Raw genomic sequence first — 24,085 nt, 5'->3', positions numbered from 1 at the left:
GAAAAAGTTCAGTCTTGGGGAATCTCTTCGATGACGACCAGCCAGTTCATGGGATGGACAGGCGGGAGTTCGGCGGGACTGCGCAAAGGCTTGAGCTCGGCGGTGATGCTGTCGGTATGCACCGCGTCGTCACTGCCTGACTTCATGTCCAGCGGCTGCCAGACATTGGCAGTGCCAGCGGCGAGGCTGCCGAGCTGCCCGTGGTGTTCGATGGGCCGGTTGAAGCCGGTGGTGCCCACCCGCAGTTCAGCGGCGTAGATGGAGAGCGGCGGGTAAAACTCCGTGCCAGCCGCCAAGCCCGAGCCGGCGGGCGGGGCAGCAGCAGGGGTCGAGTTCAGGTCGTCCCCCACATAGATGCGCAACGGGGCGACGATGCTGAGCCCGGCGGTGTAGTTGGTGAGATTTTTGCCCTGACGGATGATGACGCACATGTCTTCCAAGGCGGGCGGATCGCTGACGACACGGACGTTGAGCGGGTCCAGAGACGGGTCCACGCCGAAGTAGAGGCTGTTGTTCGTCGCCACGCCGCCGGCGCCCTGTGACTGCAGCCATGCATCCAGCAAGGACGGATAAAAAGTAAGGCAGGAGCGGTTGCTGTTGGTCAGCTCGGTCTGGAACGGAATGCCGGCGCCACCAGGTTCGAAGACGGTTGGCCAGTTGTTGCCGCGCTCGAGCACCACCGTGCTTGTGCCGCCGGAGGAATTGGGGAAACTCACGCGAATGCTGGTCGGTGTCTGATCTTCATAGCTGACCATTTCCGTGGCCTCGACGGTGATGCGACAACGCTGCGCCCCCGCAGTGTAATCGTCAAACGCGTTCAGAGTGGCGTCCGGCGGGCTGCGGCGCAGGTAGCCGGAACCCGTGGGCAGCGGCAGGAAAGCCAGGCGTCCGGAGTTGGCCGACAAAGCGACGGGCAGCACGTCCGTGCCTTGTTCGGCCTGGAGACGTTCACGCTCCCCCAGCGCATCAAAATTAGAGCCCACGGTGACTCCCCCAAGATCGAGATCGGCGGTCATCTCGATGCCGCTGCGACCGGCAAGCCGTGCAGCACCGTAAGCCCCGGCAACACTCATGCGCGCAGCATAGACGGAACCTTGAATGCTGACCGTATCCACATTCCACGCCGTGCCGTCCTGATGCGTGCCAATGGCGGCAAAGGTGGAGGCCTCAATCGGCATTTGGGATGGAATTTCATACAGTGACAGCACGTAATGCCGTGCCACGGTGCCGGCGCTGCTGCCGTAGTTCACGGTGAAGGCCCACCAGTTGCGCTTCGCCACAAACGGCTCCCCCGGTGCGGCATATCCAAAACGGATGTTGGGGTAGGCGATCAGGTTGTAAACCGGATAAGCGGTCACATCCGCCAGCAGGCCAGAAACTTGCGTCGGGTAATGCTTCAGCGGTGTGACGACCGGGCGCAGGGCGTCTGCGGTTTGCAACGCGGCGCTTAGATCCAGCAGCGGCGGCACTTTTCCCGCGAAGGCGGGCTGTGCAAACACGTCGGAATAAGCGGTGGTGCCGGGCGTCACGCGCCCGGGTTCGCCTGTGAGCGAAGTGATCCAGCTCTGCACCGTGGTGCTGCTGCTGTCGCCGACATCGCCGCTGAGCTTGCCGCCCAGACTGAGGCTTTGCAGGATGTCAGGGGACAGGCGCTGTGAGGAGGCTGAAAGCGCCACGGCTTCGGCAAAAATGTTGCTCCATGCATAGTCGGCCCCCTCGGCATAACCGGCTTTCATGCAATCCATGGCCCTGCCTGGAAAGGAGGCGACGAGCGCATGCAGGAGTGCCTCCTCGCGCTGGCGGTAGTCCACGCGCAGCTGTGACTTTGAGGCCTGGTCACGGTTCATCAGCGTGGCCCTGAAGAGCATCGTCAGGCTGAGAGTGAACATGATGGCCATTCCGGTCACGATCGGCAGCGAGATATAGCCTGCGTTACGTTTGATCGTGTGTCGGTTCATCGGCTGCCTCCGCTGTAGGTGATTTCTTCGCCATTCGGTCCGGTGAGCGTGACCGTCAGAATGCCTTCGCTGGCATTGAAGGCGGCGCTCTGGAGCCCCTTGCAGATCAGCCAGGAAGTTTCGGAGCCGTCAGGCTGGGGAGTGTAGAACCGCAAGGCCGTGCCGCTGCTGCCGGTCTCCGCCGCGATCAGGCGCTCCTGGGTGGTCTGCACGGCGGTTTTGAAAAACAGCCGCACAGCACTGCCATTTTGAATGACCGGAGTGCCGCCGCTGAGCGCGCTTTCATGGCTGGAGTAGATGAAGAAGTGGTCTGCCTGCTGAAAGATCCGGCCCAGGATGTTGCCGATCTGCGGAGCCTCCTGAGCGAGGAAGTTCTGCCGCCGTGCCATGACCATGAAGCTGAGATGCTGCTGGAGCATGACCACCAAGGCAGCGCTGAGCATGACCATGAGGCCCATAGCGGTGGAAATCTCCATGAGGGTGAACCCTCTGGGATTCAGACGGGAGTGCTGGAGCGGCCATTTCATTGGAGACGCAGGGTGGAGCGGCTCTTGAGGTATTCCTGGCTGCCGACGCGATAGCTCAGCACGGAATGCAGCCGCCAGACCGTGAGCGGAGTCTCCGTATTGGAGGCGACCTCGGCTGTGCGAAAGCGCCGCAAGGTGCCCTGCATCGACTGACCGCCGGCGACGCGGCCCAGGGTGACGGTCAGCTCCGGCACCGGATCAACCGCGATATCCGGCCAGGCAGACTGGGAGGCCGTGAGATCTGCAAAAGGCAGGCGGTTGGCCAGGGCGCTTTCACGTGAGAGATAGGCGTCGGTCAGGGTCTGCATGATGGTCCATTGGTTGCCCGAAATCGCGAGCAAGGAGGCGCGCATGATGATGAGCGCCAGCGCGGAGGTCAGCGCGAGAGCGGCTGACACCTCGATCAGCAAACTTCCGTTTGGACGGAGGCGCTGGCGGCGTGGCGGCTTCATGGCGTACCAGGGCTGGAGAGCTCCGTGGTGCTGATCTGGCCGCGCGAGGTGATGACGCGGTCCACTTCAAAGGTGACGTGGTACAGTCGCTCGGCCGTGCGCCCAAAGAAAGGCGTGTGGGTGACGACCTCCAGCGTGTAAATGCCATCCTCCGAGGCATAGTTGGAAAGGTCATCGACAGACACCGTCAGGCTCTGCGGCACATTGGTGGAGCTGTCCGTCTGGTCCGGATTGTAGTATCCGCCAAACCGCAGTTCGGTCCCGTTCACCATCTTGCCCACGGTTCCCAGCGCCTGGTTGCCCTTGTAAATCTGCACGTAGGTGCGGGAGTCGGGGTAGAGATGAGTGAACGTGACCACAAGAGACGGAATGCGGTCGATGAAGACCTGCCCGGGAGTGATGTTGCTGACGCTCGCGGAGGCCACGGGCCAGATCTCGATTTTCGGCTGGGCGATGATCGTGTCCGGCACCTGGTAGGAGGCATAACGAACGACGGTGAAAGTCTGCTCGCCGTTGCCTGAGCTCAGCGTGGGCGATGTGAGCTGATGATAGAGGGGGCCGAAGGTGTAACTGCCGTTTTCCAGATTGGATTCCTCGATCAAATACTGGGTCTGGTTCAAGGAGGAGTAGTTTGCAGGGTCGTAATTCTTGCCCTGAACGCCCAGATAGACGTCGTGCTCGGAGATGTCGGTGCTGTCCGCCACGAGACCCTGCACCTGGATGTTGAAGGTGAAGGGGCGGTCGGCACGGGTGCGTTTCACAAAGCGCGATCCCGCCGGATCTCCACGCACGTAGTCGTCTTCCGAGGTGATGCTGACGGTCACCTGGGGATTGTAGGTACCGATGATCTTGGTGTCGAGCAGGTAGATGTTGCTGTCCCAGGCGGTGCCGCGTGCAAAGAGCTCAAAGAGCGAACCGCTTGTGCCGACCTTCATGGGGGCCGTGTAAGTCCCGCCGCTTCCCGTGAAGGGGGTGTCGTAGATCTGACCGGTGGTCAGGTCGGTCTGTCGCACCCAGGCTTCGGAAGTCTGTCCGAGCAGGGCGGTGCTGAAGCAGCCGAGGCAGAGTAGTATTTTCAGTTTCACGGTGAGGCGCGATTGGAACCCGAATGAGTGGGTGCTGGTTCAAGGATCGTGATCGGCCCTCCCTTGTAGGTGGCTACAATGAGGTGCTTGTCATAGGACAGGCTTTTGAGCAGGGCTTTCGCCTCCTGGGCATTGCCGCGTGAAAGTGACAGGGACACCTCCCTGGCGGCCAGCCAGGCGGCGTTGCGTTTGAGAAAGCTAGGCCAGAAGGTGAATTCACCCTTGGGGGAGGCCGCGACATGGACCCGCAGTTCCGCAGGAAGATGCAGAATGGAGCCCACGGGAACGAGGGTGAACTTTTCATCGTCCGCAAGGATGATCGAATTTGTCCAGAGCGAGCTTTGAATGGCCGGAGCCGGCCTGGTGAGCGGCTTGGCTTTCGCGGCGAGCTGAGATTTCAGGCTGGGTGCCTCGGCCACCTGCTTGCGCAGAGCTTCCTCGCTCACCACATCCCGCGCCTGCTGGGCCGACAGGCAGCCCGTGATCGCGATGAAGCCGAGCATCCATCCGACGCCGAAGCGTGTTGCAGATCGGAATGGACGGGTGGATTTCATGGAAAAATCCGGAGTTATTCGCGGACAATGGTCACTGTCCCCTCGGGATTGGGACTCTCTTCAAGAATCCAGGCCCCCGAGGAAAAGCTGAGCGACCCCGTTGGGACCGGAGGGCTTTTTTGATATTCACCCAGGATGTTGAAGATCCCGTTGGGCTTGTGGGCATTCCCCTGGCCCGACCAGTTCAGCGTGATGGTGATGGGGGTGGTGGTCGCCTTGAACACGGCGGTGGGGGAAACAAGGAGCGTCTGGAGCGGCGAGAGATTGTAGTCCTGAATGTCACGGAACTCGAGCTGCCCTGCACGCTCCGAAGCACCGCCGTCTCCCGAAACGGAGGCCTTGAGGTGAAACTGCCCGCCATTGCCATTGGTGCCCGAGGCACCAGGAGCCCCCAGGGTGTCGCCCTTGGCCTGAATGCCGGAAAAGATGAACTTGTAGGAGTTCGGCAGAGTGTAACTGATATTGAACGGCACCTTGGTCGCGATGCGTGTGCCCGCAGGCACCCCGGGTGCGCCTAGCAGGATGTCTGCCCTGGCACCTGAGTTTGCCAGTGTCGCAGCCAACAAACAGGAGAGTAGGAATGATGTTTTCATGGGATGGACCTCTCGTTGGTTTTTTGCGGTCTTATTTTCTGAATTTACTGCCCGATGGGATGCTACATTTGTCTCCTTGATCTATAATAATCATATTAAAAATAGCTTCATTCACCGGCCGTCCCTGAGCCGGGACGAATGAGTCCGCATCCATGCGACCGCTACGTGATCTTAGCGTTCAGGCTATTTCCCTTGGGATCGGAGAGTACCATGATCGTGGCTCATTGGCCATCGCGGTCACGGTCACCGAGAACCAGCACCGGAAAAAATTGTCCCTCCAATTCGCCCAAGTAAATCGACAAGACCTGGCGGCCAACAAGCTTTTGGTAATGCTCGCGTTCGATGTTGGGAGATGGCTCAGCCTCCAGAATACGGCCCTGAGCCGGGACGCTCATCTGCGGGGCAGCGATGCTCCAGCTCTGCGCGTGTTGCAGAGATGACGTCAGCAGATCGTTGATCAGCCATCAGTCGCGTCATACGCCGGCGCAGCCACCGGCCTTTTCATGCACAACGCACAGATGATGTCCCCTTCGATGCAGGGTCAATCGCAAAGCCCGCAGGAGCAAAAGCTCACGCTTTTTAGAAACAGAGGACTTTTTTGAACTCATCTTTGATGAGTGGCGCACCCGTCAGGATTCGAACCTGAAACCTTCTGATCCGTAGTCAGATGCTCTAATCCGTTGAGCTACGGGTGCGTTGAAGTTTATTTGAACCGCCGTGTTGGAAACAGCGGGCAGTGAGAGTAAGCCAGTGATCTCTTTTGTCAAACTCTGTGAAGAGATTTTCTTCAATTATTGCAGTTCATCAGCGCGACTGCTCATACGCGTGCGCCACACGCAGCACGGTGGCCTCATCCAGAGCCTTGCCCACGATCTGCAGACCCACGGGCAGCGCCTTGCCTTCCACGTCCACCGTACCACAGGGCAGGCTGATGCCCGGCAGCCCCGCGAGGTTCACGGGGATCGTGAACACGTCTTCCAGATAGGCCGCCAGCGGATTGTCTTTGAGCTCACCCAGCTTGTGCGCAGGCGTGGGGCTGGTGGGGGAAAGGATCACATCCACCTTCTTGAAGGCCTCCGTGAAGTCGTTGCGGATCAGCGTGCGCGCCTTCTGCGCCCGGATGTAGTACGCGTCATAGTACCCGGAGCTGAGCATGTAGGTGCCCAGCAGGATGCGCCGCTTCACTTCGGGACCAAAGCCTTCCGAGCGGGAAAGCGTGTACTGCTCCAGCAGATTTCCAGCGCTGCTGCTGCGGTGCCCGTAGCGCACGCCGTCAAAGCGGGCCAGGTTTGCAGATGCCTCCGCTGGCGCGAGCACATAGTACGTCGCCACGCCGAGCTCCGTATGCGGGAGGCTGATCTCCTCGATGATCGCCCCCAGAGATTCCAGCTTGCGGATCGCCGCCTGCACGCTGGCAGACACTCCTGTGTGTATCCCGTCGATGTAATATTCCTTGGGCAGCCCGATGCGCAGTCCCTTGATGTCCTGCCCCAGTGTGGCGGTAAAATCCGGCACCTCCACATTCAGCGAGGTGGAATCATGCGCGTCATGTCCGCAGAGGTGGTTCAGCAGCAGCGCGGAATCCTCCACCGTCTTCGTCACCGGCCCGATCTGGTCCAGCGAAGAGGCAAACGCCACCAGCCCGTAGCGCGACACACGCCCATAGGTGGGCTTGATGCCCACGCAGCCGCACAGCGCCGCCGGCTGGCGGATCGAGCCGCCCGTGTCAGAGCCCAGCGCCGCGATGGCAAGATCTCCCGCCACCGCCGCCGCACTGCCCCCGCTGGAGCCGCCCGGCACGCGCGAGGGATCTCGCGGATTGCGCGTGACGCCCAGCGCCGAGTTCTCCGTGCTGGAGCCCATGGCAAATTCGTCCATGTTCAGCCGGCCAAAGGGAATGGCCCCGCCTGCACGCATTTTCACGATCGCTCCCGCATCATACGGTGCCGTGTAATTCTCCGCCAGAATGCGCGAGCCGCACGTGCAGGGCTGCCCCATCACGTTCATGTTGTCCTTCACCGCGATGGGGATGCCCCCCAGCGGCTTGGTGATGTCCGCCTTCTCCGCCTCTGCCAGTGCGGCATCGACGTCCCAGGAGAGATAGGCACCGATCTCCGCATTGCCTGCTTCGATGGATTTGGCGACATCCAGAACGATGTCTCGTGGCGTGATTTCACCCGCAGTGAGGCCTTTGCGCAGGGCTGCGATGGTGGAGGAGGCGAGCATAGGAAAATAAAGGGGGCGGTAGGCTGCGGCGGAAGTTCGGCGGTTATTCGATCACCTGCGGGATCTGGATCTGGTCGGCCACGCGTTTCGGCGCGTTGGCCAGCGCCAGCTCCTGCGTGAGTCCTGGCCGCGGCTCGTCAGCACGCAGCACATCGTACACTGGGATGGCGTGCGCAGTGGGCTCCACCCCATCAAGATCATACCGCGTCAGCGTGTCGATGTAGGTCAGGATGCCGTCCAGCTGCTCTGCGTAGTGCTTGGCTTCTTCGTCGGTCAGAGTGAGACGGGCCAGCTTGGCCACGTGTTTGATGTCGATCTTGTGAGCTTCAGGCATGGGAAATCTTTCCTTTCTTGGCAGCAGGTGCCATGCTTTGCAAACAAAAGGCACAGACTGTTTGCAGTCTGTGCCTCGAAAGATAACGCCGTGGGTCGCTTACCAGCCCTGGGAGCTGGAATACGGAATCTCGGAGCGGAAGCCCACTTCCGGAGCGAACTCCGTGTAGCCCCACCAGCTGTCCACGTTTTCCTTGTGGTGATACGGTGGGCGGTAGGTGCGCTTCCAGCTCGGCACCGGGAAGGTGGCGATCTCATACAAACCGTAGCCAGCACGCACGAGGGTGCGCTTGGTGCCTTCGACGATCATGTCAGAGGCTGCGGCAATGGAGCCGTCAGAAGCGTTCGTCTTGCGCCAGACGGACGGGTATTCAAACCAGCCAAACAGAATGTTGCCAACTCCGCGGCTCAGTTTCCGGCTCCACGTAAAGTGATGGCCGGGAGGAGACTGGATGTCACCATAGGCGATGCTGGAAAGGGCGCAGATAGTAAGGGCTAGGAATAGAAAACGATTTTTCATGTGGCTTAATGATGATTAACAAAATTTGGCCGCTTTTGGCAACCATTAAGTTGCGGTTTTTTATGCTCCTTTTTCCTTCTCAGCGCTTTCCAGGCGGAAACTGGCGGGAAAGCAGCCGCCGCGCCTGCTCCAGCGCCGCGGCATCAGGCGGGCTGGCGCTCACATTGCTCAGCTCCGCCTCATCCTTGCTGTGGTCGTACAGCTCGCTGGCCACCACGCTTCCCGTGTCAAAGTCCCGCCACTCCGTGTAGCGCAGCATCGGCGTGCGCACGCTCACCCCCATCACCTCCGGCCTGCCGCGTGGCGTCCGGTCGGGGTAGGCCGGCCGTGGAAACTGCGTGTAGGCCGCTTCTTTGATCCGGGCCTTGGGGTCGTCCAGCACCGGCACCAGGCTCACCCCGTCCAGACCGGGGGCATCCGGCACTCCGCACAGGGCGGTGATCGTGGGAAACAGGTCCACCATTTCCACCAGCGCGTCCGTACTGGCACCCGCATGCCCGGCCTGCGGCGGCACGATGATGAGCGGCACTCGCGCATCCAGTTCGAAGTTCGAAGTCTTGGCCCACAGGCTGTGCTCGCCGAGGTGGTAGCCGTGGTCTCCCCAAAACACGATCAGCGTCGAGTCCAGCAGCCCCTGCTTTTCCAGCGCAGCCATCACCTTCCCCACCTGCGCATCCAGATAGCTTATTCCGGCAAAGTAGCCGTGCCTCATCTCAGCCGCCTGCTCGGCCGTCGGCTGCTTCTGCCCCTGCACCGGGCCCAAAATCTCCGTGCTCGGGTGAAAGGCGATCTCTGGCGCCGCCGCAGGCCTGGCAGGATTCAGCACCGGCAGCCGGCCCCTCTCATACATGTCCCAGTACTTCTTGGGCGCGTTGAAGGGCGCATGCGGCTTCCAGAACCCGACCGCCAGGAAAAACGGCCTGTCTTTCACCTCTCCCAGCACGCGCACCGCCTCTGCCGCCACCCGCCCGTCAAAATAGGCCTCATCCGGCACGTCGCGGCACTCACACAGTGGCACCTTGCCGTAGTGGCGCAGGTCCCCGCAGAGGGTGGCCTCGTTGGGCGGCAGCGCCCCGCTCACCTGCGGCACATCATCCCCGTGGTTGGCATAGTGCAAAAACTCCGGTGCACTCCATGAGCGCGGGTCCCCATGCTCCTTGGTATGCCAGTTGTGGAAAATCTTACCCACGCAGCGTGCGGTGTAGCCATGCGCCTTCATCCAGCCCGGCAGCGTGTTTACCTCCGGCTTCAGTTCACGAAAATGCGTGCCGTTCACATACAGCCCCAGGCTGTCCGGGCGCAGCCCCGTCAGCATCGAGGAGCGGGAAGGATTGCACACCGCCTGCTGGCAGTAGGCCCGCCGGAAGACCACCCCCCTCTTTGCCAGCGCATCCAGGTGCGGCGTCACCGCCACAGAGCCATAGCAGCCGAGCTCCGGCCTCAGGTCATCGGCCATGATGAACAGCACACGGGAGCACCCCGCAGCACGCAGCGGCGGTGCGGACAGTAAAAGAATCGCCCCGAGGGCGGCGGCACGGAAGATCATCATCGGGCCTTAACGCTCCATCCACCCATATATTGCCCGCCAGCCTGGCAAAAATCAGCTCAGTCCTGCTGCCGCAGCATCTGGTTCCTCATGCTGCGCCACTCCGCACGGTGGTTCTTCGCCCAGTCATTCAGCGCATATTCAAAGCCGATGTCGTGCCCCTCGCGCTCGCTCGCCAGCCACTTCAGCCGTTGAATTTCCTCCTGCTCGGCAAGGAATTCACCATAGGGCGTCCCGGGCTGTGCGGTGATGGGCTGGCTGGTCATGCAGGACTGATCAGTCGATTTCCCGGAGATTCAAGCACCAGCTGCACCTTGCCAGAATCAGCCCTCCTCATATAAAGACATGATTTTTTCAACCTGCTAAAGAAAGCAAATGACAAGGTCTTAGCACCCCTTATATAATAAACGTCTTACAGTCACACGTTCACGCCGGAGTAGCTCAGTGGTAGAGCATCGCATTCGTAATGCGAGGGTCGCGGGTTCAAATCCCGCCTTCGGCTCCACCAAACGCGTGTTTGCCATGACCAACCCGAGCATCGCCGACAATGATCCGCCGCGCCGTAGCCGAGCCCGGCGGCGGGAGGCCATGATCAATGCTGTTGCCACCATTCTCGGCTGCATGGCTTTGGTGATCATGATCGCCACTGTCGTCAGGGTCGTGATGGCCAAGCTCTGGGAGTCCGCCCGGGTCAATCCTGACTATGCCCAGTCGGTTTATGAGAGCGAACAGCAGCCGCGCTGGTCTGGCAATGCCAAGGCGCAGCCCTCCCTCCTCGACCCAGCCTCCGATAAGCCCAACACCCCCGCGGGCACCATCCCGGAGGTCACCTCGACCCCAGTTTCTGGCACCTCCCAGTCCAGCACCCTCAAGCTCATGGCTCCCAGCTCCCCGCCCCCCTCCGCCATCGAGGGCATCGAGAGCAAAAGACCCCGGATCGAGATCGCGCTCCGTGGCTTTTTTGAAGCCGTCGGCATCGACCAGCAGCTCGCTTTTTCACGCGACCCCCAGCGTGTCCGCCCCCTGATGCAGCAGTACTACCGCATCCACCCCCACACTCCCCTTCAGTGGAAGAGCCTGGGCTGGGTCCTGCCCGTCGAGGAAGAGGGCTATCGCCTCGGCTACGCACAGGCCGTCCTGGCCAATGCCGACCCCGTCAGCCTCATCATCGAAGAGCAGCCAGACGGCAGCTTCCGGGTGGACTGGGAAAGCTCCGTCCGCTATGGCGAGGCCGACTGGGGCAGCTTCATCAAAAGCCAGCCCACCTCCCCTACCCTCTTCCGCGTCGTCGCCTCCAGGCCCCAGACCAGCCCCCCCGAGGCCGCACCGATGGGCAGCGAACTCCTCGAAATCAAGCATCCCGACGGAAATGAAGTCGTTTATGCCTACTTCGATCGTAAAGATCCTAAATTTGAGCCTCTTCTCCAGCAACTGCAGTCCGGAAACTGGAAAGATGTTCCTTTGACCCTACGACTTTGTTTTCCAGGCCCTACGGGCAGCGGTAAAAACGCACGGATAGCAGAAGTCGAAGGCAAAGGATGGCTGATATTGCACGGAACCAGGAGCTAGATTGTGAGCAAACCTACACGAAACACGAAAAAGGCGGCCCAAGGCAAGGCCAGGCCTGCTGCGACAAAGTCCAAAAACAGCGCAGCCTCCAGGTCCAAGGCCAAACCCGCGCCAGCCAAAAAAACGCTGACCAAAAAGAAGCCGGCACCCGCCAGCAAGCCTGCGCCCAAAAAAGCCGCTCCTAAAAAGACTGCACCGGCCAAAAAGCCTGCTCCCAAGCCCGCCCCTAAAAAGGCAGCTCCCAAAAAGCCTGCCCCCAAGCCTGCCCCCAAGCCTGCCCCCAAGCCTGCCCCCAAGCCTGCCCCCAAGCCTGCCCCCAAGCCTGCCCCCAAGCCTGCGCCCAAAAAGGCAGCTAAGAAAGCCCCGGCGCCAAAGCCAGCGGTAAAGAAACCCGCAGCCAAAGCCCCGCCCGCCAAAACCAAGCCCGTCGTCGCGGCCAAACCTGCACCTGCTCCTGCCAAGCCAGCAACCAAAGCAGCGCCAGCAAAACCAGCAGCCAAAGAAGCCCCGGCAGCGCCAGCCAAACCAGCCGCCGCAGCCAAGGCACCGCCCGCACCTGCCAAGCCCGCCCCGGCACCCGCCAAGCCTGCTCCGGCAGCCAAGGCACCCGAGCCCACGCCCGCAGCCCCGGCTGTCGTCGCAGAGGCTCCTGCACCTGCGCCCGCTCCGGTCAAAGTGCTGTCCTCGCTCCCGCTGCCCCCTCCTGGCCCCACCAAGTCAGGCGCGCTTTTCTACGACTCCCACATGCACACCCCGCTGTGCAAACATGCCTGGGGAGAGCCCGAAGAATATGCCCAGCAGGCCCTCAAGGCCGGCCTCAAAGGCATCATCTTCACCTGCCACTGCCCCATGCCCAACGGCTTCTGGCCCTCCGTGCGCATGGCCGAAAGCGAGTTCGAAACCTACGTCGCCCTTGTCCAGCGCGCCGCTGAAGCCTACAAGGGCAAGCTCGACATCCGCCTCGGCATCGAGAGCGAATTCTTCCCCGGCTGTGAGGAATACATCGCCGGCCTCCACCAGCGTGCCGACTTCCACTACGTCCTCGGCGCCGTCCACTGGCAGGCCAAGGAATACCTCAACAAGTTCGAGACCGGCACCATCGAAAACTTCCGCCGCATCTACTTCGACCATCTGGCCAAGTCCGCTGAATCCGGCCTCTACGACGCCCTGGCACACCCGGACCTCGTCAAAAACTACCATCCCGACTCCTGGTGCTTTGCCATCGTCAAAAACACCGTCGCCACCGCTCTTGACCGCATCGCCGCCACCGGCATCGCCATGGAGCTCAACACCTCCGGCCTCAACAAGAGCTACTCCGAGATGAACCCCGGCCTCGAAATGCTCCGCATGATGGCCGAACGCAAGATCCCCGTCGTCGTCGGCTCAGACTCCCACCGCTCCAACCGCGTGGGCGAACACTTCGTCACCGCCCTCAACCACCTCACCGAAGCCGGTTACGAAAACGTCAGCTACTTCCTCAACCGCCAGCGCATCGATCTCCCCATCTCCGATGTCCTTGCCAGTCTGAAGAAAGCCGCCGACCACAACGCCTGATCTCCGCCCCATGGTCCGCACAGGCATCGGTTACGACGTACATCCCTTTGAAGAAGGCCGCCCTCTCGTCCTCGGCGGCGTCACCATCCCGCATTCGCGCGGCCTCAAAGGCCACTCGGACGCGGACGTGCTCAGCCACGCCATCGCAGACGCCGTCCTAGGCGCCCTAGGAGAGCCCGACATCGGCTACTGGTTCCCGCCCAGCGATCCCTCCATCGAGGGCATCTGCAGCCTCAAGATCCTCGAAAAATGCGCCCAGATCGCCGCAGAAAAAGGCATGCGCATTGAAAACGTGGACTCCTCCCTCATCGCCGAAGCCCCCAGGGTCAAACCCCACGCCGCCGCGATGAAGCAGCACATCGCCACCGCTCTCGGCATCCAGCCAGACCAGGTCGGCGTCAAGGCCACCACCAACGAGCGCCTCGGCTTCGTCGGGCGTGAGGAAGGCATCGCCGCCATGGCCGTCGCCTGCCTCAGCAAGATCTGACCCTCGTAGCACGGTTGTGGCGGCAGCCCGACCATCTCCCAGCGCGCACAAACGCAGCTGCAGATTTCTCGTCCGCCACGACCGCTATTCAGGCTCAGCCAGCCCCCTGGCCGAAAGAATTTTGTCTTCTTGCCACCTTGTTTGCAAGAGTGGAAAGAACTCATGCTCCGTCCTCGTGTTCACCACGACGCTTTGTGCCGCCGATTTCTCACGCCTTCATTCGTCATCCCCCCCATGTCCGACTCCGCAGCCGCCGCCGCCCTCGTTTCCGGTTACAACAAGCTCAAAGCCGCTCTCGGCAAACGCATCGTCGGGCAGGAGGCCGTGATTGAGCAGGTCTTCATCGCCATCGCCGCCGGCGGCCACAGCCTCCTCGAAGGCGTGCCCGGCCTGGCTAAGACCCTCCTCGTCAAATCTCTCGCGGACGCCATGCACCTCAGCTTCCGCCGCATCCAGTTCACACCTGACCTCATGCCCGCAGACATCACCGGCACCGAGATCATTCAGGAGGATGCCGAGACCGGCCGCCGCAAGTTCGTCTTCCAGCAGGGCCCCATTTTCTCCCAGATCATTCTCGCAGACGAAATCAACCGCACCCCGCCCAAGACCCAGGCCGCCCTTCTGGAGGCCATGCAGGAAAAGCACGTCACCGTCGGCCAGGTCACGCACGAGCTTCCCAAGCCCTTCTTCGTGCTCGCCACCATGAACCCCATCGAGCAGGAGGGCACCTACCCGCTCCCAGAGGCGCAGAAAGACCGCTTCCTATTCCTCATCAAAGTGGACTACCCCACCCGCAACGACGAGCGCGAGATCATCGCCCGCACCACCGGTGGCGAGACGCAGGAGATCGAAGCCGTCATCACCGCCGAGGAGCTCCAGGCCGCCCAGCAGCTCGCCCGCAAAGTCCCCGTGCCAGATCACGTCATCGACTTCGTCCTCGACCTCGTCCGCGCCACCCGCCCCACCGAGCCTGATGCCTCCGAGTATGTGAAAAGCATGCTCAGCTGGGGCGCCGGCCCGCGTGCCAGCCAGATGCTCGTCCTCGCCGGCAAAGTCCGCGCCCTCCTCCAGGGCCGCACCCATGTCACCACCGACGACATCGAAGCCCTCGCCGCCCCCGCCCTGCGCCACCGCCTCGTCCCCACCTTCCACGCCGAAGCCGAAGGCATCACCGTTGACCAGATCATCGCCGAACTCGTGAAGCGGACCAAGAAGAGCGAAGCGCGAGTGCTCTAAGGCCAGGCCAATGCCGAATGAATAAACCCGAATGACGAAATAAGCCCGAAGCCCGAATCATGCACCTCATGCTCGATCTTCGTCATTCTCCCTTCGTCATTTATTCGTCATTCGGATTTCGTTATTCGTCATTCTTCCACGCCCCCCCCGCCGCTCCCTAATCCCTCCCCCCAGTGGCTTCCCTGTCAGACATCCTCCACGCCGAAGACATCACCAGCCTGCAGGCCCTGCAGCTCTTTGCGCGCACCGTCGTGGAGGGCTTCACCACCGGCCAGCACGCCTCCCCGCACAAGGGTTTCAGCGTCGAGTTCCGCCAGCACCGCCCCTATGTGCAGGGCGATGAAATCCGCCGCCTCGACTGGAAGATCTTTGGCCGCACCGACCGCTTCTACATCCGCGAGTTCGATGAAGAGACCAACCTCCGCGCCACCGTCGTGCTCGATGCCAGCGGCAGCATGGGCTACCGCGGCCAGAAAGGCGTACAGAAGTTCGACTACGCCCGCAAGCTCGCCGCCTCCCTCGCCTACCTGCTCATGAGCCAGCAGGATGCCGTCGGCCTCATCACCTTCGATTCCAAAGTCCGCGACATCATCCCCTGCCGCACCAAGATCACCCACCTGCACCTCCTGCTGGAGACCATGGTCAAGACCGAGCCCGGCAAGGACACCAGCCTCGCTCCGGTGGTCGAGTCCCTCGCCCAGCGCCTCAAGCGCCGCGGCCTCGTCATCCTCATCAGCGACTTTTTCGACGACCCCGCAGCCCTCCTGCGCTCCATCGGTGTCCTGCGCAAACAGGGCCACGAGATCATCGCCATCCAGCTCTGGGACCGCGACGAAATCGACTTTCCCTTCGGCAACTGGGCACGCTTTGAAAACCTCGAAAACAACGACGACTTCCTCCTCCTCGACCCCGCCACCATCCGCCTCCGCTACATCGAAGCCCAGCAGAAATTCGCCGAACAGCTCAAGGACGGCTTCCGCAAACACCAGGTCGATTACTTGAGCCTGCCGACTGACGAATCGCACTCTGCGGCGCTGCGGAATTATTTATCATTGAGAATGCGATGAAGCCTCTCACCTATCATAAGATTTGGTGGATCAGATGCATCATTCGATGTGTTCTGCTTTTCGTCATGATTGTTCTCGGCGGGGCTGCCACAATTAAAGCCTGCCAGTTCCTCTCCAATTCGTCACCCTTGTTTGAAGGAGACCTGATCGCTTGGGTGATAAACTCCGCCCTTTTGATTCTGATCTTTTTCTCGCAGCGTTTGATCCGCAAAATTGACGCGCGCATAACGACCCGGTTAAACGCCCACCGGATCGTTTCGCAGCAGTCCACCACTCACAATCTGCAATCGCCAATCGGATGAGTTTCCTTCACGGCATTCTCCTTTTTGGCGCAGCGGCTTTCCTGATCCCGCTGATCATCCATCTGCTCAACAAGCGGAAGGTCGTCACCGTGCGCTGGGGGGCCATGCACCTGCTGCATGAGGTCATCCGCCAGCGGAAGCGCAAAATGAAGCTCGAGCAGCTCCTGCTCCTCATCATCCGCATCTCCATCCCCATCGTGCTCGCTCTCTGCCTCGCACGTCCCGTCATTACCGCGCTCCGCTCTCTCGGCCTTGGCAGTTCCTCCCTAGTCGTCATGCTGGACGACTCCTTCTCCATGCGCGCGCCCGCGGCGCAGACCACCCTGCCCGGCGGCACCGTCATCCAGCAGGCCCGCCAGGACCTGCAGACCATGCTCACCGATCTCCCGGACGGCTCCAGCGCGCAGGTCGTCCTCTCCGGCGGCAGCCCTCGCAAGCTCCTCGATCAGGCCACCACGGACCTCGACCTCGTCCCCAAGCAGCTCAGCGAAGTCCCCTCCATGTCCGGCCCGCTGGCGGCCAATGACGCCTTTCAGGCCGCCACTTCCGCGCTGAAGGACTCCCCCAATGCCGCGCGCGAAGTCGTCGTCCTCTCAGACTTTCAGGAGGCCGACTGGAAGGCCGTCGCAGACGGTGCCGCACTTCCCGCTCTCGAAACCCTCAACAAGCAGGAGCCCCGCCCCCAGATCACCTTCTTCCGCATCGGCAGCGATCTCGCGGAAAATCTCAGCATCGCCAGCGCAGACATCTCCGCACTCGTCGCCGCAGAGTCCCAGCCCATCGGCCTGCGAGTCCGCATCAAAAACCACGGCAAGCGCCCCTGGCAGGACATTCCGGTGCATCTCGAGGCCGACGGCGCCCGCCTGCGCACCGCCCGCGTCTCCCTCGCTCCCGAAGGCGAGGCCGTGCTCTCCTTCACCCATGACTTTGACAAAGTCGGCGACCACTCCCTCTCCGTCCGCCTCGAAGGCGACAGCTTCGCCGATGACAACGCCTTTCACTCCATCGTGCAGGTGCGCAATCAGCTCAACGTCCTGCTCATCGACGGCAGCCCCGGCAAAGAGCCCCTCAGCGGCGCCACCGACTTCCTCGAAATCGCCCTGGAGCCCCACACCGTCGCCGCCGCCACCCTGAAGGATCTCATCCGCACCAAGAAAATGGATCTGCGCAAAATGCGCAATGAAGACCTCCGACAGCAGGAGGTCATCATCATGGCAGACGTGGAGAAGCTCCCCGGCCACATCCAGAATGAGATCGACAAATTTGTCAAAGAAGGCGGCGGCCTACTCGTCTTCGCCGGCCCCGCCTGCGACACCGCTTGGTACAACCGCGACTTCTTCCGCAAAGGCGAAGGCCCCTTCCCCGCCGCCATCAAAGGCCAGGCCCGCGCCGACTCCGACGCCCTGCCCGCGCGCATCCTCATGCAGCGCTTCACCCACCCCGCCGCGCTCTACTTCAATGACGCCCGTGCCGGCCGCCTGCAGGACGCCGAGTTCCGCCACTGGTTTGAATTCACCCCGCAGGGAGATCAGGTGCAGCGCATCTTCAATCTCGACCGCAACGTGCCGCTGATGGTCGAGAAAAAGCACGGCCGTGGCCGCGTCATCGCCGCCGCCACCACGGCCAATGCCGCCTGGAGCAATCTCCCGCTGCAGCCCTTCTTCGTGCCGCTCATGCAGCGCCTCACCACCTACCTCGCCACCGTCGGCAATGCTCCCGCCTGGCAGCTCGTCGGCACCACCCTGCGCCTGCCGCTCGAAAAAGCCGAACTCGGCTCAGAGTTCACCCTGCGCGATCCCACCGGCCAGACCCAGACCCTCAAGTCCGCCAAGGAAGGCGACTCCGTCTTCGTCCAAAGCCCTCCCATCGCCCAGCCCGGCATCTACCAGTTGCAGAAAGTCGGCACGGAAAAGACCACCCTCCTTGCCTTCAACATCGACGGCACCGAGTCCAGCCTCAAAGCCCTGCCTCCCGCAGACATCCAAAAAATCGCCCAGCGCTACGACGCCGCCTACGCTGATACCCTCCCCGCCTACCAGGCCCTCGACCGCACCCGCCGCCACGGCAGCGAGCTCTGGCAGCCCCTGCTCCTCCTCCTACTCGCACTCCTCTTCGCCGAAGTCCTGCTCCAGCAGCACATCGCCAGGGGCTGAAACTGGCTTAACGACCTATTGAAACACCAATCTAAAAATCGTATTTAACAGCATGAACGCTGCTGCTCCACCCACCAACTCCCTGCTCTCCCGGATCACCATTGATCCCGAGGTCTGCCATGGCAAACCTGTCATTCGTGGCCTTCGTTATCCGGTGGAGTCCATGCTGGAGTACCTTTCAAGCGGTGATACTTTTGAAGAAGTGCTCGCAGAGTTTCCTGATTTGGAACGCGATGACCTGCGCGCCTGCATTGAGTTCGCCAATCAATCCCTCAAACTTCGCAGCTGGCAGCTTGTCGCGGCATGAAGTTTCTGCTCGATGCCCACCTGCCTCCTGGTTTGCGCCGTGTCTTTGCGGCGGCAGGGCACGAAGCCATTCACACTCTGGATCTCCCGGATCAGAACGCCTCTCGTGATGGCATCCTCAACAGCGTCTCCATGGCTGAACAGCGGGTGGTCGTCACCAAGGACACCGACTTTTACTACTCGCACCTCCTGCATGGCCGCCCGTGGAAGCTCGTGCTGCTTCGCACCGGAAACATGGGTTTGAAAGACACCCGGCAGATGTTCGAGCAGCACCTCCCCGCCATTGCCACCGCATTGCAGACCTGCACCCTCGTAGAACTGGACCGCCAGCGCGTCTCAATCATCGCCTGATCTTCCAACCGCATGCCCTCCGTCACCGAAACCACCCTGCGCTTCACCGGCGGCTACCCGCCGCTACCGGTGCTCGTGCTCGCGTTCGGGCTCGCCGCACTCATGTGGTTTCTCTACCGCCGGGAGCTCAAGTATGTGGGCAGCCGCGCCGCACAGGTGCCCGCCATCCTGCGCTCGCTCGCGGTCTTCATTCTTGTGCTCGCTCTGGCCGGCCCCATCCTCCGCCACGTCACCACCCTTCGGCAGCTTGGCCGCGTCGTCATCGCGGTGGACAGCTCCGCCAGCATGCAGCTCACAGACGAGGCCCCCGGCGCCGCCGCAGGCACGTCCAAGGCCCGCTTTCAGCGCGCCGAGGATCTCCTGCTCAAAGGAGCCACCCCGCTGCTCAAAAAACTCGCGGAAACCCAGGACGTCGAGCTCGTGGCACTTCGTGGTATGAACACCCAGCGCCTCTGGTGGTACCGCCAGGGCGGCAAGGACACCTCCGGCGAAATGCCCGTCAGCTTCGATCTCCCGGCCACCGCACCCATCACCAATCTCGACCAGACTCTCCGCTCCGCGCTCGGCCCCGCCACCGCAGGCACCGCGCTCGTCCTGCTCTCAGACGGCCAGCACAACTCCTCCGGCTCCCCCGAGGAGTTCAGCACCGCTCTCAAGTCCGGGGGCACTCCCGTCTTTGCCATCGGCTTCGGCACCGAGGTGCCTCCTCCAGACCTCTCCCTCCTCACCGTCACCGCGCCGGAGTCCGTCTTCTCCAAGGAAAACTTTCAGGGCCGTCTCACCGTCAATGACAGCATGCCCTCAGACATCCCCGCCAGCGTGCGCATCGAAAGCCAGGGCAAAGTCCTGTGGAAAAAGGACTTCACCACCACTGGCAAAGGCGAAAAAGGTTTCGACTTCACCTTCCCCGTCTCAGAGCTCCCTCCACCCGCCCCCGGCCAGCGCGACAAAACCCTCCGCAACGTCAACATCCTCATCTCCGCCAGCGGCGACCGCGCCGCACTCGAAAAAACCCGCTCCAACAACGCCCGCGAGCTCTCCATCCACCTCCTGGAAAAGAAGCGCAAGGTCCTCATCATGGACGGCCGCCCGCGCTGGGAGACTCGCTACATCCACAACCACTTCGACCGCGACGAACGCTGGCAGGCCACCCTCATCTTTGATGACATGGCCGACAACGCCGCCGCCGGCACCCTGCAAAAGAACTTCCCCAAAACACGCGACGACCTCCTCAGCTACGACCTCATCATCCTCGGCGAAGTCTCGCTCAACCGCCTCAGCCCCGAATGTCTCGACTGGATCATAGAGTTCGTCGAAAAACGCGGCGGCGGCCTCATCATGATCGACGGCCAGCGCGGCAAACTCCACGACTGGGCTCAGGGCAAGACCGCCCCACTCATCCCTGTCCGGTTCAACTCACGCAGCACCAAGATCACTCCAGCCAGCCTGGCCCTCACCACCGACGGCCAGCGCTTCGACGCCCTGCGCCTCAGCGACAGCCCCAGCGCCAATGCCACCCTCTGGCCCACGCTTTCCAAGGTGAACTGGCACTCCAATGTCGAGCCTCTCCCCGCCGCCGTCACCCTCGCCACCGCCGACCAGCCCGCCATCGTCTTCCGTCAGGTGGGAGCTGGCGCGGTGCTTTATCTCGGTACCGATGAGCTCTGGCGCTGGCGCTTCCAGGTCGCGGACCTCTACCACCAGCGCCTCTGGATGCAGCTCGGTGCCTGGATCGCCGCCCCGCCCTTCCAGATCGATCAGAAAAAAATCTCGCTCGGTACCGACCGCCTGCGCTACTCCCCCGGCGAAGCCTCGGAAATCCGCGTTCGCGTGCGCAATGACAAAGGTGAAATCGTCACCGATGCCCAGCCTCGTGCCTACCTCCTGCATGAAGGCACCGAGGTGGCCACCCTGCAGCTCGAAGCCGACCCCACGCATGTGGGCATCTACCGCGCCCTCACCCCGCCGCTCAAGGCAGGCACCTACGAGATCGCCGTCGCGGAAAGCCCCAGCGCCCCGCGCAGTGATGCCCGCCTCTCCCTCCACGTCTCCGACACCGGAAATCCCGAGTGGGCCACCCTCACCATGAACCGCACCCTCCTCGAAACCATGGCCACCAACAGCGGCGGCCGTTTCCTGCGCGAGGAGCAGGCCGCCACCGACCTCCCCGGCCTCCTGCAGAGCATTGACCGCAAGCAGGTCATCACCAAGGAAACCATCCTCTGGTCCAGCTGGTGGTGGTTCAGCGCCGCCATCCTCCTCCTCACCATCGAGTGGCTCATGCGCAAACGCCTCAAGCTCGTCTGATAGCAGGATGGGTGTGGCGTCAGCCCGCCCGTCCATCAGCGCTCCGCAAACACCCTGGCAGCAAGCTCTTCGAAGCCGCATGATTTGACGACCCACCCCATGCACATTGAAAATGGCGGCATTCAAAAACCGGCCAGCCCATGAAAAAGCACATCTCCGAAAACATCTCCACAGACCGCGCCCAGCTTGCCGTCCGCGTCACCCCCAACGCTAAAAAATCCGAGTTCGCCGGATGGACCGCCGATGAAAAAGGCCGCCCCGTCCTCCTCCTCAAACTGCACGCCCCGCCCGTGGACGGCAAAGCCAACACCGAGCTCATCCGCTTCCTCGCCGAAGCCCTCGACTGCCCCAAAGGCCAGATCACCTTCCTCCGCGGCACATCAAGCAGGCAGAAGACGGTGGAACTGCCTGCGGTGATGCTTGAGCGCCTGCCAAAGTAATCGTGAAAGTCGAGGAACTACTGATCGACCGACACCTTCCGTACAAGATGCCTGCCAGCAGCTGTATAAGCTGGAGGATTTGACGTCTGTAATCTCTTTTTGAGTTCAGCAAGGTCCTCCTCACTCGCCACACTTCCTCCAACAGGAATGTAGGGAAACAGGACGAAGTCATTGCTGTAACCGATCAGACGTACATCCTTGAAACGTGCGTCGGTCCGAAGCTGAGCCTGCATATGTTGGATGTAACGCGCCGTGAGCCACATGTCGCTCTGCTGCAGGACAACAAGACTCGCGGCAAAACCAACGAACACGCAGAGCAGTGACACAACGATGCTGAGAATCCGCCCCCGCAAACCCGCAGGTGGCAAATGTACAAAACGAAGGCAGCCTAAAAACGCGAGAAGCGCCGGGAGGCCATAAGCGCATGCAGCCCAAAGATGAACACTGACAGCTCCTGATGAATCGGGTTTGCAACGCACAATACGGGCCAGCAGCAGGACGGCCACGATTTGACCTCCAACCAAGACCAACAGTCGCAGCACTGATTTCATAATGCCTGAATGTATGAGCTACCCCCTCTGCTTCTCCAGCAGATTCATCATCAGGAAAGACAGCAGCAGCGCCAGTTGCTCCCCCTCGTTTGCCGGGCCTTCCTGCGTCAGCTCAAAGCGGCCCTCCAAAAGCGCCGGCTTCTTGGTCAGCTTCAGCACCGGCTCGCCTCCCTCCCCACGCGTGGCGATGTAGCTCGGGTGCAGCAAATAGCCGGTGAAAATGCCCAGGATGGGGATCTCACCCACCAGCCCGTCCAGCATCTTCACAAAGGGATTCGCCTCCTGAATGACAAACGTGGGCGTCTGCGCACCCGGTGCAAACACATCGTAATGTGCCTTCCAGAGCGACTTCATCCCCCGCCTGCCCACCGCGCCCAGCTCCCGCCCATCGGGAGCTCTGAACGTGTAGCGCGCCGACCAGTCAATGATGCGGTCAGCCTCAATCGTCGCCAGCAGGGTCCTCTCCGAATCATCCGCGAACACATCCACCTTCTCCCGCAGACGGAAAAACTGCTGCCGCACATGGCAAATCGTGCCGCCATAGGCATCGGTCACGTCAATCTCCGGCGTGAACGTCAGAAGCTTGAAGCGGAAGTTAAGTGGAAAGTACATGAGGCCGCGACGGTGGTCGGCCGATTCAAGCTTGCAATGATATAACAGGCGCAGAATTGCAATCAGCCCACGACCCGTGAAAGCTGTCCCAGCAGGGTATTCGCACACGCTGCTGCAAACACTGGAGAGTTAATTTCGTCCAGCACCTCCACCACCGGAATCCCAGGCCGCAGGTTTTGACGGATGGCGGCAAACAAGGCCATGTCCGCCTCGAAATCATGAAACGGTTTGCCCTCCGCGCTGATGATGCTGATCGCCTTCAGCGGCAGCAGCACCGTCACCGGTCCCTTGTAGGCGTTCGCCTTCTCCGCCAGGATGCGCCCCAGCTCCGCGCATTCGGCGGCGTTCGTGCGCATCAGCGTCACCTGCGGGTTGTGGATGTAAAAGGTGCGTCCCTCAAACTTCGCTGGCACACTGGCGCGCTCGCCAAAGTTCACCATGTCCAGACAGCCCGGCGTGATGATCGCGGGGATGCCCGCCTTGCCTGCGGCATCCAGCCGTGTCTTCCCCGCCCCGAGGATGCCGCCCACCAGTTCGTCCGCCCACTCCGTGGTGGTGATGTCCAGCACTCCGGCAAACATGCCGCTCTCGATCAGCGACTCCATGATCTTCCCGCCCGTGCCTGTGGCATGAAACACCAGCACCTCATAGCCCGCATCTTCCAGGATCTGCTTGGCCTTGTTCACACACTCGGTGGTGTTCCCAAACATCGAGGCCGCGATCAGCGGTTTGTCCTCGCCCGCAGGGACTGTCGTTTCCACCATGCCGCAGATCGCCCCCGCCGCACGGGCCAGCAGCACACGCGAGATGCGGTTGATCCCGCTCACATCCACGATGCTGGGGAACATCACAATGTCCTTCGTCCCCACATACGGCGCCACATTCCCGGCCGCCAGCGTGGACACCATTACCTTCGGAAAGCCCACCGGCAGCGCCCGCATGGCCGCCGTGCCGATGGCCGTGCCGCCGCCCCCGCCCAGCGAGATCACCCCCTGCACCTTGCCGCTGGCCACCAGGGCGGACAAAAACGCAGCAGCAGCCCCCGCCATCGCTGTCACCGCCTCGCCACGGTCCTGGCGTTCCATGATTCCCGCCAGGTCCACCCCGCCCGCCGCCGCCACCTGCTCCCGCGTCACATCCGGCTTCACCTGCGGCGCCTCCCCGCTGCCCGTGTCAATCAAGAGCGTCTGGTGCCCGCGTGCGCGGATGATTTCCGCCACGTATGCGTGTTCCTGACCCTTGGTGTCGAGCGTGCCGAGTACTGCGATGGTTGCCATGATTCCACGATTAAAAGCAGTGCCCGGAAGAACAGCAACCATTTCACACCTCCTCCTATCCGGCCTGCACCCAGCATTT

25 protein-coding genes and 2 tRNA genes are annotated in these 24,085 nt (G+C 61.8%); 12 read left to right on the top strand and 15 right to left on the bottom strand.

Annotated features, from left to right (window positions below; all coding sequences use genetic code 11):
* Nucleotides 1-8: 8 nt before the first annotated feature.
* The 12 genes from ACZ5WW_RS24870 to ACZ5WW_RS24815 form a co-directional block, all read right to left on the bottom strand.
* Nucleotides 9-1,958, bottom strand: a complete 1,950-nt coding sequence (locus tag ACZ5WW_RS24870; RefSeq protein WP_377164049.1) for a hypothetical protein — start codon at nt 1,956-1,958, stop codon at nt 9-11.
* On the bottom strand, nt 1,955-2,485 hold the full coding sequence (locus tag ACZ5WW_RS24865; protein ID WP_377164047.1) for a type II secretion system protein: 531 nt from the start codon (nt 2,483-2,485) through the stop codon (nt 1,955-1,957). Before ACZ5WW_RS24865 ends, ACZ5WW_RS24870 begins: the two co-directional genes overlap by 4 nt.
* Nucleotides 2,482-2,937, bottom strand: a complete 456-nt coding sequence (locus tag ACZ5WW_RS24860) for a hypothetical protein (protein ID WP_377164044.1) — start codon at nt 2,935-2,937, stop codon at nt 2,482-2,484. Before ACZ5WW_RS24860 ends, ACZ5WW_RS24865 begins: the two co-directional genes overlap by 4 nt.
* Nucleotides 2,934-4,022 (bottom strand): hypothetical protein, encoded by a 1,089-nt coding sequence (locus tag ACZ5WW_RS24855; RefSeq protein ID WP_377164042.1) that lies wholly within the window; start codon nt 4,020-4,022, stop codon nt 2,934-2,936. The genes ACZ5WW_RS24860 and ACZ5WW_RS24855 overlap by 4 nt, the downstream gene beginning before the upstream one ends.
* Nucleotides 4,019-4,576 (bottom strand): hypothetical protein, encoded by a 558-nt coding sequence (locus ACZ5WW_RS24850; RefSeq protein ID WP_377164040.1) that lies wholly within the window; start codon nt 4,574-4,576, stop codon nt 4,019-4,021. The genes ACZ5WW_RS24855 and ACZ5WW_RS24850 overlap by 4 nt, the downstream gene beginning before the upstream one ends.
* 14 nt (nt 4,577-4,590) lie before the next feature.
* Entirely contained in the window at nt 4,591-5,169 is a 579-nt protein-coding gene (locus ACZ5WW_RS24845) for a hypothetical protein (protein WP_377164038.1), read from the bottom strand.
* A 618-nt stretch (nt 5,170-5,787) separates the two neighbouring features.
* A tRNA-Arg gene (locus ACZ5WW_RS24840) sits at nt 5,788-5,864 on the bottom strand.
* A 109-nt stretch (nt 5,865-5,973) separates the two neighbouring features.
* The gene (gatA, locus tag ACZ5WW_RS24835; protein WP_377164036.1) at nt 5,974-7,395 is read right to left on the bottom strand and encodes an Asp-tRNA(Asn)/Glu-tRNA(Gln) amidotransferase subunit GatA; all 1,422 of its coding nucleotides are present in this window, start codon (nt 7,393-7,395) and stop codon (nt 5,974-5,976) included.
* A gap of 43 nt (nt 7,396-7,438) precedes the next feature.
* Complete coding sequence (gatC, locus tag ACZ5WW_RS24830) at nt 7,439-7,729, bottom strand: Asp-tRNA(Asn)/Glu-tRNA(Gln) amidotransferase subunit GatC (RefSeq protein ID WP_377164034.1); 291 nt, start codon at nt 7,727-7,729, stop codon at nt 7,439-7,441.
* A gap of 99 nt (nt 7,730-7,828) precedes the next feature.
* Nucleotides 7,829-8,248 carry an exosortase system-associated protein, TIGR04073 family gene (locus ACZ5WW_RS24825; protein ID WP_377164032.1) on the bottom strand — a complete coding sequence of 140 codons (420 nt, stop codon included), beginning with the start codon at nt 8,246-8,248 and terminating at the stop codon, nt 7,829-7,831.
* Between the two features lie 79 nt (nt 8,249-8,327).
* The gene (locus ACZ5WW_RS24820; RefSeq protein ID WP_377164030.1) at nt 8,328-9,797 is read right to left on the bottom strand and encodes a sulfatase; all 1,470 of its coding nucleotides are present in this window, start codon (nt 9,795-9,797) and stop codon (nt 8,328-8,330) included.
* A 56-nt stretch (nt 9,798-9,853) separates the two neighbouring features.
* Complete coding sequence (locus tag ACZ5WW_RS24815) at nt 9,854-10,060, bottom strand: hypothetical protein (RefSeq protein ID WP_377164028.1); 207 nt, start codon at nt 10,058-10,060, stop codon at nt 9,854-9,856.
* 164 nt (nt 10,061-10,224) lie between these two features.
* On the opposite strand from ACZ5WW_RS24815, the gene ACZ5WW_RS24810 reads away from it, so the two are divergent.
* From ACZ5WW_RS24810 to ACZ5WW_RS24755, 12 genes are all read left to right on the top strand, one after another.
* Nucleotides 10,225-10,299: transfer RNA gene (locus ACZ5WW_RS24810), tRNA-Thr, on the top strand.
* Nucleotides 10,300-10,316: 17 nt separating this feature from the next.
* Nucleotides 10,317-11,363: a hypothetical protein gene (locus ACZ5WW_RS24805; RefSeq protein WP_377164026.1), complete on the top strand. Its 1,047-nt coding sequence runs from the start codon at nt 10,317-10,319 to the stop codon at nt 11,361-11,363.
* 3 nt (nt 11,364-11,366) lie between these two features.
* On the top strand, nt 11,367-12,917 hold the full coding sequence (locus tag ACZ5WW_RS24800) for a histidinol-phosphatase (protein ID WP_377164025.1): 1,551 nt from the start codon (nt 11,367-11,369) through the stop codon (nt 12,915-12,917).
* A 10-nt stretch (nt 12,918-12,927) separates the two neighbouring features.
* Nucleotides 12,928-13,404 (top strand): 2-C-methyl-D-erythritol 2,4-cyclodiphosphate synthase, encoded by a 477-nt coding sequence (gene ispF / locus ACZ5WW_RS24795; RefSeq protein ID WP_377164023.1) that lies wholly within the window; start codon nt 12,928-12,930, stop codon nt 13,402-13,404.
* 234 nt (nt 13,405-13,638) lie between these two features.
* Nucleotides 13,639-14,640: an AAA family ATPase gene (locus tag ACZ5WW_RS24790; protein WP_377164021.1), complete on the top strand. Its 1,002-nt coding sequence runs from the start codon at nt 13,639-13,641 to the stop codon at nt 14,638-14,640.
* Nucleotides 14,641-14,813: 173 nt separating this feature from the next.
* Nucleotides 14,814-15,707 (top strand): DUF58 domain-containing protein, encoded by an 894-nt coding sequence (locus ACZ5WW_RS24785; RefSeq protein ID WP_377164019.1) that lies wholly within the window; start codon nt 14,814-14,816, stop codon nt 15,705-15,707.
* 65 nt (nt 15,708-15,772) lie between these two features.
* A complete protein-coding gene (locus ACZ5WW_RS24780) occupies nt 15,773-16,009 on the top strand; it encodes a hypothetical protein (RefSeq protein ID WP_377164017.1) in 237 nt (78 codons plus the stop codon).
* The gene (locus ACZ5WW_RS24775) at nt 16,006-18,162 is read left to right on the top strand and encodes a BatA domain-containing protein (protein WP_377164015.1); all 2,157 of its coding nucleotides are present in this window, start codon (nt 16,006-16,008) and stop codon (nt 18,160-18,162) included. Before ACZ5WW_RS24780 ends, ACZ5WW_RS24775 begins: the two co-directional genes overlap by 4 nt.
* Before the next feature lie 52 nt (nt 18,163-18,214).
* Nucleotides 18,215-18,469 carry a DUF433 domain-containing protein gene (locus ACZ5WW_RS24770; RefSeq protein WP_377164013.1) on the top strand — a complete coding sequence of 85 codons (255 nt, stop codon included), beginning with the start codon at nt 18,215-18,217 and terminating at the stop codon, nt 18,467-18,469.
* Entirely contained in the window at nt 18,466-18,819 is a 354-nt protein-coding gene (locus tag ACZ5WW_RS24765; RefSeq protein WP_377164011.1) for a DUF5615 family PIN-like protein, read from the top strand. The genes ACZ5WW_RS24770 and ACZ5WW_RS24765 overlap by 4 nt, the downstream gene beginning before the upstream one ends.
* 12 nt (nt 18,820-18,831) lie before the next feature.
* Nucleotides 18,832-21,126 carry a hypothetical protein gene (locus ACZ5WW_RS24760; protein WP_377164010.1) on the top strand — a complete coding sequence of 765 codons (2,295 nt, stop codon included), beginning with the start codon at nt 18,832-18,834 and terminating at the stop codon, nt 21,124-21,126.
* A gap of 140 nt (nt 21,127-21,266) precedes the next feature.
* Nucleotides 21,267-21,566, top strand: coding sequence for a DUF167 domain-containing protein (locus ACZ5WW_RS24755; protein ID WP_377164008.1), 300 nt, complete (start codon nt 21,267-21,269; stop codon nt 21,564-21,566).
* 17 nt (nt 21,567-21,583) lie between these two features.
* Here the strand turns inward: ACZ5WW_RS24755 and ACZ5WW_RS24750 are convergent, their stop codons facing one another.
* The 3 genes from ACZ5WW_RS24750 to ACZ5WW_RS24740 form a co-directional block, all read right to left on the bottom strand.
* Complete coding sequence (locus ACZ5WW_RS24750) at nt 21,584-22,117, bottom strand: hypothetical protein (protein ID WP_377164006.1); 534 nt, start codon at nt 22,115-22,117, stop codon at nt 21,584-21,586.
* An 18-nt stretch (nt 22,118-22,135) separates the two neighbouring features.
* Nucleotides 22,136-22,729 carry an LURP-one-related/scramblase family protein gene (locus ACZ5WW_RS24745; RefSeq protein ID WP_377164004.1) on the bottom strand — a complete coding sequence of 198 codons (594 nt, stop codon included), beginning with the start codon at nt 22,727-22,729 and terminating at the stop codon, nt 22,136-22,138.
* Nucleotides 22,730-22,791: 62 nt separating this feature from the next.
* Nucleotides 22,792-24,006, bottom strand: a complete 1,215-nt coding sequence (locus ACZ5WW_RS24740) for a Tm-1-like ATP-binding domain-containing protein (RefSeq protein ID WP_377164002.1) — start codon at nt 24,004-24,006, stop codon at nt 22,792-22,794.
* Between the last annotated feature and the right edge of the window lie 79 nt (nt 24,007-24,085).

The organism is Prosthecobacter fluviatilis (genome assembly GCF_055388355.1).
The sequence above is the reverse complement of the archived record's forward strand: the minus strand, read 5'-3'. Positions and strand labels throughout refer to the sequence as shown.

Bases quoted from the DNA above. Each gene is read 5' to 3' on its own strand.
- ACZ5WW_RS24870 (WP_377164049.1), bottom strand. From the start codon at position 1,958: ATGAACCGACACACGATCAAACGTAACGCAGGCTATATCTCGCTGCCG.
- ACZ5WW_RS24865 (WP_377164047.1), bottom strand. From the start codon at position 2,485: ATGAAATGGCCGCTCCAGCACTCCCGTCTGAATCCCAGAGGGTTCACC.
- ACZ5WW_RS24860 (WP_377164044.1), bottom strand. From the start codon at position 2,937: ATGAAGCCGCCACGCCGCCAGCGCCTCCGTCCAAACGGAAGTTTGCTG.
- ACZ5WW_RS24850 (WP_377164040.1), bottom strand. From the start codon at position 4,576: ATGAAATCCACCCGTCCATTCCGATCTGCAACACGCTTCGGCGTCGGA.
- ACZ5WW_RS24845 (WP_377164038.1), bottom strand. From the start codon at position 5,169: ATGAAAACATCATTCCTACTCTCCTGTTTGTTGGCTGCGACACTGGCA.
- gatA (WP_377164036.1), bottom strand. From the start codon at position 7,395: ATGCTCGCCTCCTCCACCATCGCAGCCCTGCGCAAAGGCCTCACTGCG.
- gatC (WP_377164034.1), bottom strand. From the start codon at position 7,729: ATGCCTGAAGCTCACAAGATCGACATCAAACACGTGGCCAAGCTGGCC.
- ACZ5WW_RS24825 (WP_377164032.1), bottom strand. From the start codon at position 8,248: ATGAAAAATCGTTTTCTATTCCTAGCCCTTACTATCTGCGCCCTTTCC.
- ACZ5WW_RS24820 (WP_377164030.1), bottom strand. From the start codon at position 9,797: ATGATGATCTTCCGTGCCGCCGCCCTCGGGGCGATTCTTTTACTGTCC.
- ACZ5WW_RS24815 (WP_377164028.1), bottom strand. From the start codon at position 10,060: ATGACCAGCCAGCCCATCACCGCACAGCCCGGGACGCCCTATGGTGAA.
- ACZ5WW_RS24805 (WP_377164026.1), top strand. From the start codon at position 10,317: ATGACCAACCCGAGCATCGCCGACAATGATCCGCCGCGCCGTAGCCGA.
- ispF (WP_377164023.1), top strand. From the start codon at position 12,928: ATGGTCCGCACAGGCATCGGTTACGACGTACATCCCTTTGAAGAAGGC.
- ACZ5WW_RS24790 (WP_377164021.1), top strand. From the start codon at position 13,639: ATGTCCGACTCCGCAGCCGCCGCCGCCCTCGTTTCCGGTTACAACAAG.
- ACZ5WW_RS24780 (WP_377164017.1), top strand. From the start codon at position 15,773: ATGATTGTTCTCGGCGGGGCTGCCACAATTAAAGCCTGCCAGTTCCTC.
- ACZ5WW_RS24775 (WP_377164015.1), top strand. From the start codon at position 16,006: ATGAGTTTCCTTCACGGCATTCTCCTTTTTGGCGCAGCGGCTTTCCTG.
- ACZ5WW_RS24770 (WP_377164013.1), top strand. From the start codon at position 18,215: ATGAACGCTGCTGCTCCACCCACCAACTCCCTGCTCTCCCGGATCACC.
- ACZ5WW_RS24765 (WP_377164011.1), top strand. From the start codon at position 18,466: ATGAAGTTTCTGCTCGATGCCCACCTGCCTCCTGGTTTGCGCCGTGTC.
- ACZ5WW_RS24760 (WP_377164010.1), top strand. From the start codon at position 18,832: ATGCCCTCCGTCACCGAAACCACCCTGCGCTTCACCGGCGGCTACCCG.
- ACZ5WW_RS24755 (WP_377164008.1), top strand. From the start codon at position 21,267: ATGAAAAAGCACATCTCCGAAAACATCTCCACAGACCGCGCCCAGCTT.
- ACZ5WW_RS24750 (WP_377164006.1), bottom strand. From the start codon at position 22,117: ATGAAATCAGTGCTGCGACTGTTGGTCTTGGTTGGAGGTCAAATCGTG.
- ACZ5WW_RS24745 (WP_377164004.1), bottom strand. From the start codon at position 22,729: ATGTACTTTCCACTTAACTTCCGCTTCAAGCTTCTGACGTTCACGCCG.
- ACZ5WW_RS24740 (WP_377164002.1), bottom strand. From the start codon at position 24,006: ATGGCAACCATCGCAGTACTCGGCACGCTCGACACCAAGGGTCAGGAA.